The sequence below is a fragment of the Pirellulimonas nuda genome, from assembly GCF_007750855.1.
Lineage (GTDB): Bacteria > Planctomycetota > Planctomycetia > Pirellulales > Lacipirellulaceae > Pirellulimonas > Pirellulimonas nuda.
On sequence record NZ_CP036291.1, the window covers coordinates 2761520 to 2774650 of the forward strand.

General features: G+C 63.3%; 8 protein-coding genes. 1 reads left to right on the top strand and 7 read right to left on the bottom strand.

What is annotated here, in order from left to right:
• Window positions 1–18: 18 nt before the first annotated feature.
• The 5 genes from Pla175_RS11120 to Pla175_RS11140 form a co-directional block, all read right to left on the bottom strand.
• Window positions 19–888, bottom strand: a complete 870-nt coding sequence (locus Pla175_RS11120) for an alpha/beta hydrolase (protein ID WP_145284307.1) — start codon at window positions 886–888, stop codon at window positions 19–21.
• A complete protein-coding gene (locus Pla175_RS11125; RefSeq protein WP_197527424.1) occupies window positions 885–2366 on the bottom strand; it encodes a sulfatase family protein in 1482 nt (493 codons plus the stop codon). The genes Pla175_RS11120 and Pla175_RS11125 overlap by 4 nt, the downstream gene beginning before the upstream one ends.
• A gap of 44 nt (window positions 2367–2410) precedes the next feature.
• Window positions 2411–3721 (bottom strand): arylsulfatase B, encoded by a 1311-nt coding sequence (locus Pla175_RS11130; RefSeq protein ID WP_145284313.1) that lies wholly within the window; start codon window positions 3719–3721, stop codon window positions 2411–2413.
• A 611-nt stretch (window positions 3722–4332) separates the two neighbouring features.
• Window positions 4333–5778 (bottom strand): FecR family protein, encoded by a 1446-nt coding sequence (locus tag Pla175_RS11135; protein WP_197527425.1) that lies wholly within the window; start codon window positions 5776–5778, stop codon window positions 4333–4335.
• Window positions 5779–5823: 45 nt separating this feature from the next.
• Complete coding sequence (locus Pla175_RS11140) at window positions 5824–6351, bottom strand: sigma-70 family RNA polymerase sigma factor (protein ID WP_145284319.1); 528 nt, start codon at window positions 6349–6351, stop codon at window positions 5824–5826.
• A 484-nt stretch (window positions 6352–6835) separates the two neighbouring features.
• On the opposite strand from Pla175_RS11140, the gene Pla175_RS11145 reads away from it, so the two are divergent.
• Entirely contained in the window at window positions 6836–9190 is a 2355-nt protein-coding gene (locus tag Pla175_RS11145) for a GH92 family glycosyl hydrolase (protein ID WP_145284324.1), read from the top strand.
• Between the two features lie 160 nt (window positions 9191–9350).
• Here the strand turns inward: Pla175_RS11145 and Pla175_RS11150 are convergent, their stop codons facing one another.
• Window positions 9351–10568, bottom strand: a complete 1218-nt coding sequence (locus tag Pla175_RS11150) for an alginate lyase family protein (RefSeq protein ID WP_145284327.1) — start codon at window positions 10566–10568, stop codon at window positions 9351–9353.
• 99 nt (window positions 10569–10667) lie between these two features.
• Window positions 10668–12572 carry an alpha-L-fucosidase gene (locus Pla175_RS11155; RefSeq protein ID WP_231954340.1) on the bottom strand — a complete coding sequence of 635 codons (1905 nt, stop codon included), beginning with the start codon at window positions 12570–12572 and terminating at the stop codon, window positions 10668–10670.
• Window positions 12573–13131 lie beyond the last annotated feature (559 nt).

A 13131-nucleotide genomic window follows, 5' to 3' on the forward strand; every position in this document is an offset into this window, starting at 1 on the left:
CCTTACCTCTTGTTGTTGTTACTTTGGAGTAGCAAGAAAGCCATGCGTAGCAAGGAAGGCTACAGCGCGCTCCATCGTCTGCGCGTAGTCCACGCCATCGTTGGCCGGTCGGAAAAGCGTCCCGTTAAAGAAGCCATGCCCCTTATTGGCGAACGGGACAAGCACACAGGTATTGCCCGCTTCTGTCATCTGTTGGGCGAAGCGCTCCGCGTTCTCAAACGGCACCGTCGTGTCAGTTGTTCCGTGGAACACGATCGTGGGCGCCAGGCCTTCGCGCACGTGGTGGCAGGGCGACAGCGTCGTGCGTTGCCCCGGCTTGAAGCGGTTAGCGCCGAAGCCCTTGTCGGTCGTGTCCAGCACAGGGTTGAAGAGGATCATCGCGTTGGGGACGGAGCTGATCTTCTGGTCCTCCCCCGCTTCTTCGCACCCGTCGATCACGCCGGTGCAGGCGGCGATGTGACCCCCGGCCGATCCGCCGGCGGCCACAATACGGTCGGGGTCCACCCCAAGCTCTGCGGCGTGCTGGCGCACCCAGCGGATCGCCGACTTGGCGTCCTTGACGCACTCGAGCGGCGTCGTCTTGTTCCGGCTCTTAACGCGGTACTCGGCTGAGAAAGCGACCATCCCCTGGCCGGCCAGCGCTTCGGCCTGCTGGTAGAACTGCTTCGGATCGCCGCCGTTCCAGCCCCCCCCGAAGAAGAACACGATCGCCGGCCGGCGATCGGACGGCATGAGGCCGTCCGGCTCGAAGGCGTGCAGCTTCAGCTCGACACCATCAACGCTCTTGTAAACTACAAGGCGATCGGGCTTCACCTCGGCGCTCTGGACCGGCGGCGCGTTTCCGGCGGCAAGCAGTAACCCGGCCAAGAGTAGGGTAGGCGATCTCATGACGAGGGGGCGTACTTCTGCTTGGCCGGCGTCGCCGGCCCTTTTCTGATGCGAATCGCGACGTCATTGGCCTGCGGCGCCCCCGCGGTGCTGCGGCCGTTGGAGACGATCTGCTCGAGAGACGCGGTCAGTCGTTCGACGACCTTCGGATGCTGGGCTAGCACGTTGTTCGTCTCTCCGATATCGGCCTGAAGGTTGTAGAGCTGGGCCTGCGGAAGCCTCACGGCGGCCTTGCTGCCGGGCTTCGGATCGCTCCAGCCCCCCGAGTCGGCGCAGAGCTCGAGCTTCCACGGTCCCTGCCGGATCGCGAACGAGCCATTGATCGAATGATGCACCACCGATTCGTGCCGGGGGGCGGCGCCCGTGCCGAGCAGGGCGGGCAGCATGCTGATGCTGTCCTCGCCGGCCGTGTCGGGGAGGACCACGCCACACAGCTCGGCGCACGTCGCGATGAGATCGGTAAGGCAAACAAGCTGATCGCTGCGGCTGCCTAGTTTGATGTGACCGGGCCACCGCGCGATGAGCGGCACCCGGTGTCCCCCATCGAAGATGTCCGCTTTCGAGCCGCGCATCGACGCGCTTGGGTAGTGTCCCTGCGTTTGAAGCTGGGTGATGTTGGCCGCCTTGGAGCAGCCGTTGTCGCTTGAGAAGACGACGAGGGTGTCCCCGCCGACCCCGGCCTCGTCGATCGCTGCAAGGACCTCCCCCACGGCCCAGTCGGTTTCCATTACGTAGTCGCCGTGGTCGCCCAGGCCGCTCTTGCCCCGCCACGGCGCCGACGGAACGATCGGAGTGTGGGGCGAGTTGAGCGCGAAGTATAAGAAGAAGGGCTGACGTCGCTCCGCCTGACGCGAGACGAACGCCCTCGCTTCTGCCGCTAACAGCGGAAGCACGTCCACAGGATCAACCGACTTCGTGACGCGGTCTGCTACAAAAAGTGAGTCCATCGACCTCGCGTGTTGAAACCCCAAGTACTCGTCGAAGCCCCGCGTGAGCGGACCGTTCTGGGTGATGGCGCCAACGGGCGCCGGGGCGCTTGCTCCTGCCGCCTTCTTGGCGCCGGCTGAGTTCTCGATCGTGAATCCGAGATGCCACTTGCCGATGCAGGCCGTGCGATAGCCCTGTGCTTGGAGCAGCTTACCCACGGTGAGCCGGTCTGCGGCGATCAGCGGCTCCGGGAAGCCGTCCAGCACCCCCTTTTGAAGCCTAGTGCGCCACGCGTACCTGCCCGTGAGAACGCCGTACCGAGTCGGCGTGCAGACGCTCGACCCGCTGTGCGCGTCGGTGAAGACAATACCCTGGCCGGCCAGCCGGTCGATGTGGGGGGTCTCGATCTTCCCCCGCTCAGGATTAAGGCAGCGGACATCCCCGTAGCCGAGGTCGTCGGCGAGGACGTACACGACGTTCGGAGGGGGAGCGTCGGCTGCGCAGAGGCCAGCCGGCACAGCAAGGCAAATGGCGAGGACGATGATGCGCATGGTCTTCATAGCTACAGAACAAAAAGCCGCCTCCAGAAGCGGCGTCATCTCGCGGACGGGAGCGGGCCCCCCAAGGGGAGTGCGTCCTTGGTCATCGCGTTGAGCCGCTCGCGCATCGATCGCACCAAGTCGGGGCGGGCGTCGGCAAGGTTGCGCTTTTCGGCGATATCCGCTTCGAGGTTGTAGAGCTCTGGCGGCGACGAATCGTTGGCGATTAGTTTCCAGTCTCCCATCCGCAACGCCTTCACTGGCGGCGTGGTCCCCTGGAGCAGGATCGCGTCGTGGGGGCTCGGCGCGCCCTCGGTCAGCACAGGCCAGATATCGAGTCCGTCCGGGGCGTGCTGCTGAGAGGCGGGAGCGCCGGCGAGCTTGAGCAGGGTTGGATACCAGTCAACAACGTGCATCGGCTCGTCGATGGTTGACCCGGCAGCGATTTTTCCCGGCCAGGTAGCGAATGCGGGGACGCGGACCCCTCCCTCATAGACGCTTCCCTTGCCTGCCCGCAGCGGCGTGTTCATCGAAACCTTGCCTGGGTTAGACCCGCCGTTGTCGCTGGAGAAGATGATGAGGGTGTTCTCGCGCATCCCTCGTTCTTCGAGGGCCGCGGCGATTTTTCCGATCGATTCGTCCACTGCGGCCATCATTCCGGCAAGGGTCTTGCGCGGCTTGGGGAGTTCTTGGTAGGGCTCGCAGTAGCTCGCGGGCGTCTGGTAGGGCGAATGGACGCCGTTGAAGGGGACGTAGAGAAATAGCGGCTTTCCCGACGGGTGGCTGCGGATTACGCGGCCCGCTTCATCCGCAATGAGGCTGGTGGTATAGCCTTCTTCTTCCAGTGGTTCGTCGTTGCGGTACCAGTCGAGCTTCCCATCTCGCAGATGCGTGAAGTAGTCGAGGTTGCCCATCATGTGCCCGTACTGATGCCCGAACCCACGCTGACTGGGGCGGTACTCGGCTCGAAACTCCCCCAAATGCCACTTGCCACAGATGGAAGTGGCGTAGCCCGCCTCGCTCAGCGCCTGCGGTAACGTGCGCTCGTCGAGCGGCAAGCCCCACTCCGCCCCGGGCGTCACCACGTGGTAGACCCCGGTGTGCGTTGGGTAGCGGCCCGACAAGAGCGCGGCGCGCGTCGGCGAGCAGAGTGGCTGCACGTAGAAGGACTTAAGGACGGCGCCTTCATTCGCTAGCCGATCGATGTGGGGCGTGCGGATATCGGTGGATCCGTTGAACCCACAATCGGCGTAGCCCATGTCGTCGATTAGGAAGTAGACAATGTTGGGCTGCGAGACCGCGTCGTCCGCTTTCGATTCGTACGCAGAAAGCAGAGAGATCGCAATGAGCGTGATGATTCGGTTCACGTGGCGCCTAGGTCTGGAGTTTGCGAAGTCTGGTTCGACAGGCAGCAAGTTCGACAAGCCGAATGTGGCGTAGGAAGAGTGGGGACCTAACTTTGCCGCCGGGCATCCGTTTCATCTGTCCCTCACCGGACGACGCAGGTGTTGGCGTGGCTTGGTTCGCTCGCTAGGGAGAGCGGGGTCCGGCGCCTGCAGGTCGCTCGCGCCGGTGTGTTCGGACGTGATCACCAAGAAATCACAATCGCGATGCGATCGCGGTTCTGGCAAACAGCGATTATAGCCTAATGCAGATCAATTTGTCGGCAGCCTTCTGCTAGAACGCGTGCCAATGCCAGCCCAGGCTGCCCAACTCTTGCCGAAGAGCCCGCGGCCCCGGTTCATCTAAAGACCGCGGGGGGGCGTAATCGATCGGCGCGCCAGACGCCGGTTGTTTGCGAGAAAAGCAGCGTTGGAGGCAGCCGATGGGCTTCGCCAGACCGCCGAGCAAGCCTGATGCCCGATCGACGCTGAACGACCACGCCCCGAAAAGCTAGCGAGGGTCAAGAGTGGCCCGCACTTGAAGACGCCGCCGCCGGCGTCGAGCCTGAGCGCGCCCTCATGGATGCAGGCAAACGCTACTTCTTCCGAACCAGCGGCGTTGCGGCAATGCCGTACATGTTCGAGTCGCCGGTACTCCCCTCGCTCTCGACCGCGGGGCCGAGCCGAAACACGCCCGGCCCTGGGATCTCGCGGACCCAGACAGACAGTTGGTTCTCGACGCTTTCCCCTGGCCCGACGCCCGTCGGACCGGTGTTGAACCACTCCGGACCGACGCTCTGGTACGGGCCCGCGTCGATGCCGATGTCGTCTCCCGTGTCTCGAAACCCTTCCACCAGCCACGAGGGAGGCTCCAAGCGGTCGTCGAGGAACACGTACAGCTTGGCCGGCGTGCTGAGCTTGACGTCGATCGAGATGCTCGGATTTAGCTTGTCGCTGTTGAACATTTTGACGTACTCAGCGCCGATCAAGTACTCCGGCATCCCGGCGGCGGTTACGCCGTTGTATTCGTGGGCGATTCGATCGACGTAGGCCAGCGAGTCTTCACCGAGGCCCGTCGCGACAATCTCGTAGAAACTGAAGAGCGAATTACGCAGGATGTTGTCGCGGACCTCTGCGATCACCAGCGGCAGGTCGTGATCCATCTCGCCCTGCTCGGAGTACGAGCTTTCCTTGATGGAGACGATTCGGCTCTTGGTCCCGCGGGCGTCAAGACGCACCCCCTCGCCCATGTGCAGCCTCTGCGCGGGGGAGACGCCGGCGAGGTCGCCGTGGAGATCGACGTCGACCTCGCCCTGAAACACCAGCACATCGGTGGCGCCGTCGTCACTTACTTCGACGCCGAATTCGGTTCCTAGGTCGACCACGGTCGCCCGCGGCGTGGCCACCGAAAATCCCTTCCCCCCTTCGGACACGGTTGCTTTCAACCGACCGACGATCATCTTGGCCTTCATGTCGGACAACAGTTGGTAGGCGGCCGGCGAGTGCAGCACAACCTTGGTGCCATGGCTGTACTCCAGGCTTAGCCTGCCGCTGGTGACGCGGATCACGTCCCCGGGCTGAATCGACTCGGGCTGCCCGCGGTTGGCCTCTTCGACGTACCAACGGCAGTTCTCTGAGAGGGGCTGGATGCCCGACAGCATCGCGGGCCCCTGCGCCACGTTCGCTGCGATTTGCCGGTCCTGCGCCGCGTCTCGGTCCCAGTCCGAGCCCCGCCACACCCCGAGCGCGATCAACATCAGCGATGCCGCGATTGCCAGCCCGAAGGCGTTTCGCAGCAGGTATGGCGCAGCCGAGGTCGAGACGGCCGCACCGGCGGGCTGCGGCGGAGCGCTTCTGGTGAGCTCGCTCACCCACTCCTTGCCTGCCGAGATATTCGACAGCTCAGCGTGGATGCTCATGTAGGCAAGAAACGTGCGACGCGCCTCGCCGTTCTCGGAAAGCGTGGCCTCGAGCTCATGAAGCTCTTCGGCTTCGAGTCCCTCCTCAAGCCAGCGTGAAGCCAGCGCTCTGAGCTGAATCATGTTCATTGTTTCACCGCGGTTCGTTCATCTTGAAGAACGCCTGAATCACGCATGAGTCTGCTTCGCCAGGTTCGCTTCGATGCACCGGTACAACGACTCCCGAATACGCGCCAATGCGCTGTAGACGGTAGTAACGGGCATGCCACGCTTCCCGGCCAGTTGCTTCGCCTTCAGGTCCGCGTCGTACCGCTCCCCCAAGAGGTCGCGGTCGCGTGGAGAAAGCTTTGCGACGCACAGCCGCAACTGCTCGCGGCGCAGGTCCATCTCGGTCACGCCGGCCACGTAGTCGGCGGCCAGCGAATTGATCAGGGCCTCCCCAAACATCAGCTTGTCGGTCGCTTTCTTCCGACGCAGCCGCAGTACTTCGATCAAGACGAAGCCGCTCGCCCAGGGGAAGAAGTTGCGATCGGGATCGTAGTCTCCCCGCTTTTCCCAAAGCTTGACGCACGCACTCTGGAGCACGTCATCCGCGTCGTCGCTCCTGGGCACGATCGAGAGCGCAAACGCCCGCAGTCGAACCTGGCAGGAGGTAAGACGCTCGATAAACACGGCATCCGACGACGCGTCACTCATGAGTAGCCATCTGGGAGGGACATACTTTGCTCTCGTTCGGTATCCGTCCAGCGACCGGCAGATTACGAAGAATATTCATCGATTTGCTCTAGCTGCAACCTTTTCTGGGCAAAGCATGGCCCGAACCGTGCGTCGGCCGTCTAGAACGTCGACATCCGTCTGAATGAGACAGATAAAACCGTCCGACGGCCCCAATGTGCCGAACAATGGCGGAATTATTCGTAGAATTTGGCAATAAGACCGGATATTCTGAAGGCCCGGCGTCTACCCGGTCCGGTCCAGCGACCTCAGCTGTGGTCGGGACGAGAACCGGTCTAAATTGTGCAGGGCCCCGGACTTTTCGCCTTCTTCGGAGAGTTGACTGGGATGCGGTTGCTGCCCGTGGCGGCCGCCCCGCGATGCGGTCTCCTCCAGTGGCGGGCTGCCGCCCCAGAGTAGCGGACGTCCCGCAAGGTTAACGACAGACCCCAATTGAGATTCCAACGTGAAAACTCCTCGACTCGCAGCGGCGTTCGTCCTTTTCCTGGCCGGCTGGATCTGCGTGTGGGAGGTCCAGGCGTCTGACCCTAGCCGACTGGTTGACCCGCAGATTGATACGCACAACTCGCGCTGGTTCTACTTCGCGTCGGCCTGCCGGCCGTTCGGGATGGTCAATCTGAGCCCCGATACCCGCACCAAAGGGAGTTGGCAGTCGGGCTACCTCTACGACGACACGAACATCCGCTGCTTCAGCCACATCCACGCCTGGCAGATGGCGGGCATCCCCGTGATGCCGACAACCGGCGATTTCCGCGGTCACCAGGGGATGGACCAGTACCAGTCGCCCTACTCTCACGACGACGAAGTCGTCGAGCCCGGCTACCACAAGGTCGTGCTGAAGCGGTACGGGGTCACGGCAGAACTAACCTCAACCTGCCGGGTCGGGTTTCACCGCTACACGTTTCCTGCCGGCGATCGGAGCTACATTTTGTTCGACACCGGCGCGTTCCTAGCCCACGGGGCCGTCGTGTCGTCGAGCGTAAAGCAGGTAAGCGACACAGAAATTGCCGGCTACGCGCTCATGGAGAAGACCCCCCGCCGCCCCAAGGACACGTACGTCTACTTTGTCGCCCGATTTAGCAAGCCGTTCGATGAGTTTCTCGGTTGGTCGCGGGGAAAACTGTCTGCTGAGAAGCAGTCCGTCGACGGGCGGGACGCGGGCGCCGCCGTCCGGTTCGCTACCACCAAGGACGAGCAGGTAGTCGCCAAGGTGGCGCTCTCCTATACCAGCGTCGAGAACGCCCGGAAGAACCTCGAGGCGGAGGCCCCGCACTGGGACTTCGACCTCGTCCGCGCCGAGTCGACCGCCGAGTGGAACGACCTGCTGAGCCGCGTCGAGGTGACCGGGGGGGCGCCCGAACACCAAACCAAGCTCTATACCGACCTTTGGCACGCCCTGCTGGGACGCCGGATCGTGAGTGACGTTGACGGCTCTTATTGCGACATGACGGGAGCAGAGCCGCGGGTGCGGCAGGTTAGGCTCGGCGCAGACGGGCGCCCTCTTTTCGACCACTACAACTTTGACGCGTTGTGGGGGAGCCATTGGTCTCTCAATATCCTCTGGTCGATGGCCTACCCCGACGTTATGGACGGCTTCTGCAACACGATGGTCGACATGCACCGCGACGGCGGTTTGATCCCGCGCGGGCCGTCCGGCGGGAACTACACCTACGTGATGATTGGCGATCCGGCGACCCCCTTCTTCGCGACCGCCTACAACAAGGGTATCCGCGGCTACGACGCGGAGGCCGCCTACCAGGGCCTGAGGAAGAACGCCTTCCCGGGAGGCATCCGCGACCACGCCGGTTACGAACACTCTCGCGACGCCAGGGGCGGCGGGATGCGCTTTTACGTCGATTTAGGCTACGTGCCCGAAGACATGGGGGGCTCCGGCGGCCATCGCGACGGCGCCGCGATGACCCTGGAGTACGCCTATCAAGACTGGTGCCTTGCCCAGCTGGCCGAGGCAATGGGCAAGCAGGACGATTACGAATTCTTCTTGAAGCGCTCACAGAACTACCGCAACCTGTGGGACCCAGAGACCCGACTCATGCGGCCCAAGATGAAAGACGGATCGTGGATGCCGGGGTTCTCTCCGCTGGGGAAGGGAATGACCGGCCGGGGCTTCTGCGAGAGCAACACCATGATCTACACGAACTTCGTACCCCATGACATGGGGGGCCTGATCGGGTTGTTCGGGGGAAATGAGCAATACGCTCAGTTTCTCAACCACTCGTTCGAGCAAAGCGTCCCGCTAAATTTCGTCGCCGACCATGGCCACCACGCCGAGACGCTGGTGGACTACGACAACCAGCCGGGCACCGCGATGGCGCACTTGTTCAACTACAGCCAGAAGCCGTGGCTGGCGCAAAAGTGGGTCCGCGAAGTCAAGCTGAAGGCGCACGGCGACACCTCGCCCTACGGCGGCTATCACGGCGACGAGGACCAGGGGCAGATGGGCGCCCTCGGCGTACTCATGGCGATCGGTCTTTTCCAGACGGACGGCGGAGCGGGTGTCGATTCGGTCTACGAGATCACGGCGCCCCTCTTCGACCGGGTCAAGGTAAAGCTAGACAAGAGCTACTTCCCGGGGGCTACGTTCGAGATCGTGGCCCACAACCAGTCCCCCGAGAACTGCTACATCCAGTCGGCCACGCTCAACGGCGCTCCCCTCAACCGCTGCTGGATCTCGCAACAAGAGTTTGCCGAAGGCGGAAAGCTGGAGCTAACCCTCGGTCCGGAGCCGAACAAGCAGTGGGGGCTCGATCAGCCGCTTGCCGAACGCGCGCCACGCCGGTAGTGGATCTCCTCCGCCGATCGATGAGAGCGGCTCGCAGCATCCAGCGGGCGGCAGCGCGTGTTCACGCACTTGTCGGTCGGGCGGCGCCGCACTCGCGCGCTCGGCCGCCGCTGCAGGCGTCTGCGGCATGCAGCAAAAGCGCCGTCCGGCCTCCCTCGGCCTATGGCGTAGGTTCCGGCTGAGATTCCGAACGGGACGCCGGCTGGGATGTGGCCGGGTCCTCCGGCGGATCGGCGTACATAAGCGCGTCCCAGGGCATTGCCCCGTTCGAGCCTCGGCCGCGGCGATCCTTTAATGCCGCTTGCTTCGTGTACTCTGCCGCCAGCCCTTTGCGGTTGTGGTAGTGGTTGTAGACCTTGTCGTACATGGGCCGCAGCCTCCCCCGAGAGTCGCGAGAGATCGACTTGTAGTCGTACCTTCCCTCGAAACTGGTGTACCTTTCGTAGGGAACATCGAAGCCGAGGTTGTACTTGGCCGTGTACTCGAAACCCTTCAGCAAGCGATTGTCGTACGCGCCGTAGAGGTCGACCCCCTGCGTCCACGCGGTTTCGCAGGTGTTGGAAAGGAACTCGAGGCCCATCTGGGTGTGGGCCTGGTCGCGGCCGCTTTCTTGGCACTCGCCGAAGTCGTTGAAGTAGTTCCGGACGGCGCCGTTCCCGTCGCCGTCGAGGAAGTAGTTGACGGCGCGATCGAACATCGTGCGGTCTTCTAGGAAGACCCCCATGGCGATCATCGTCTGCAGCATCGAGGCGTCCCAGTTGCCATTGGCCGACGGGTAGAAGTCTTTGATGATCGGGTACCACACTTGGTTCAGCATGTCTCGGAACTTCTGCTGCGCCGGCTCGGGCCAGCCGTCCCACGTGTGCCGGAGCAACTCTGCGGCGTTGCAATACTTGTGGCCGGTCATGCCTACGAGCAACCGCGCGTCGTGATTCGTCACCGTCTCCAACGTGCTTGACCAAGCGTCGATGATCTCGGCCGCCTTGCGGGCGTGTCGCTCGTCGCCGGAGAGCGCCCAGTGGAGCGCGTGCGTGTAGGCCGCGTTGCCGTCATCCGAAAAATCGGACGAACCGATATCGGGCCGGTTGTACACCCCGCGCTGCACGTGAGCCATCGGGCGGGGCTTCCAGTTCAGGCTGGCGTAGCGCGAACGGTTGAGTCGTTCCCAACCGTCGAGCCACGGTTGCTGTTGGGCGGCGATCTGCTGCTTGACGAAGTCGAGGTTCGACTGGCTGTGGGCGAGGCCGGGGTGGACGAACGCCTGGGCCTGCGGCGTCGTTCCTCCATCAGCGTGGGCCCGCGCCGTCACGCCGGGGGGGGCGAGCGAGGCGACGGTCGCAACAGCCAGTGCAAAGACGAGAGGGCGGGTGGACTTCATGGCGGCTCCCGGAAAAGGTTCTGGATAGAACGTCGGACCCCGAGGGCGGCCTTCTGGGCCGCCTCAACCGACGTGTCGATGGTCTGCAGACCCCTGCGGCTAGCCTTCGGGCTGGAGTTCAAGCCGCGCGAAGCTCGCTGTTTCGCGGTCGCCATCGACCAGCGCCACCGAGATGGTGTGCCTGCCGGGGGTCTTGAACTCAAGCACGCCCATGGGGTTCATCGCGTATTTTTCGGTCGCCGCCTGCTGGTTCTGCACCGTCTCCCCCTCGTCGGTCGAGATCTTCCACACCAGCCGACCGTCGCCCCGGTAGCAGAGGCCGACGCGGTAGAAGCCCGGCTCCTTCACGTCGATGTCCCAGGTCGCTTTGCCGTTTTCGGTCCAGGGTCCGACCTGGGTCTGGTGCTTCCACTCCCCAAACTTCTCCATCCAACGCAGTCGTTCCTTGTTGGCGCCGGAGGCCTCGGCAAAGTGGGCGTCGAGGGTCGAGGTGAAGTTGGGGTGAACGCCGCGGACGGGCTTCACCACCGGCGTCTCGTCAAAGCGGACCTTGATCACGGACGCCAGCGGGTCTGGCGCCTTGCAGGGGAGCAGCAGCGTGGTCCAGCCCTCGTTGCGTTCTACCTCAAGCGTAACCTCTTTCTCCCCGTCTAGCAGAACGGCCGACTTGATCGGGCTCTGCAGCCCGGGCAGGTGAAGCTTGGAATCGCGAGGCCAATCGAACACGACCAGTTGTAGAGTATCCTCTCCCGCGGTGGTGACGTCGCCCCAAGGGAGGGCGCGGCCCCAGGGAGAGGGCCCGGCGCTGTACACGACCTCCGGGTGGCGACGCACCCAGTCGCCGGCTTGTCGCAAGAAGGTCTGGCACGGGGCCGGGACGACCCCCGTCCCGTCGGGTCCGACGTTGAGCATGTAGGAACCTCCACGGGCGACAGTACTGACTAGCCGGTGGAGGATCTCACTCGGTCCCTTCCAGTTGGAGTCGTACCAAGCGTACGACCAAGAGTCGTTGGTCGTATCGACCGTCTCCCACAGCCCCTCGATGTTCTCGGGGGGGACCTCCATATCGCCGTGGCTGACATAGTCGCCCATGCCGTGACCGATGCGGCTACACAACAGTGCGCCCGGCTGCGTCTCCCGCACAAGGTCGCGGAGCGCAACCACATGCTCTTTGGGCATCTTGCCGGGCGTGTCGAACCACACGATCGCGAGCGGGCCGTAATTGGTGCAAATCTCTTTGACCTGCGGGTAGCACTTCTCCTTAAAATACTGGTCGAACGAGGCCCTGCTGCCGTCCGGATTCTTGCCGGGGCCGCCGCTGCCGCCCGGGGAAGTCCAGTCCTGATTGTGCGAGTAGTAGAACCCGAAACCAAGGCCGGCCTCCCGGCAGGCTTCGGCAAGCTCCTTCATCGGGTCGCGGCCGAACGGCGTCGCATCGACGATGTTGAAGGGGTGCTCGGAATCGAACATCGCGAAGCCGTCGTGGTGCTTGCTCGTGATGACGATGTACTTCATCCCGGCGTCTTTGGCCAATCCGGCGATCGCGCGTGCGTCGAAGTCGACCGGATTGAACGACTTGGCGGACGCCTGATACTCGGCGGCCGGGATCCCCGCCATGTTGCGGTTCATGATCCACTCGCCGATCCCGTAGTAGGTCTTATCGTTCCACCGCCCCGCGTAGTTCGAGTAGAGGCCCCAATGGATGAACATCGCGTAGTTGCCGTCGCGGAAGAGCCCGAGCGACCGGGAATTGACGTCGCCGCCCTCTGCCGATTGCTCTCCCCACATCTTGTCCATCGATTCCGCAGGCCCAGCACCGGCGGCGTCTTCTGCAGTCGCAACCGCTGGAGCCCCCAACAAGAACGCCGTCAGCAGCAGGCACGCACCCCGCATACGGGGGGGGGAAATAGGGCACAACGCGATGCCGCCACTCCGTGACGGAACCTGGCGGTTGGTGCAGAGTTGCGGCTTGCTATCGCCGAAGGCGGTTCGGTGCATAGTCATCGAGTTGAGTTGCTCTGAGTTGAGAGGAGAAATGATTTGCGGAAGAGTGCCGCGTGCGGCCTGCCACGCGATCGGCGCCGGGCGCTGGTCGGGGCCCCAATTCTAATTCGGGCGACCCTGCTCTGGTACGGGCCGCCGCGAGATAGGAACCCCGGAATCGTCGCATCGTTTCGCCTGGGCGCGAAAATGAACCTTCCAAAGGAGCCTATTGAATCCGTGTGGAGTGGCTCGATCTACGAAAAAATGCGGCCGAAAAGACTTCCTCCATTCGGCGCGCACCTGCGGTGAGCCGAACCATCCTGGCCCCAGTTAGGGGGGGGCAGCGGCCCGCCCTTCTGGACAGGATTTTCAACAATTTAAAAGATTGTTTCGTAGTAAGCCTCGAGGCCGGCGGAAACCCAGCAACGGAGCGTGTTCTTATCGACTCCTTTGCGGCCTCCCCCATTCCCCTCCCAGTATTTGTACCTTCTAATGGATGTGCGGTTTACCGCACTGTCGATGGGATCAAGTTCCACTCGGCGATCAGCCCCGCGGCTGCGTGGGCCCATTAGCTCTCCAG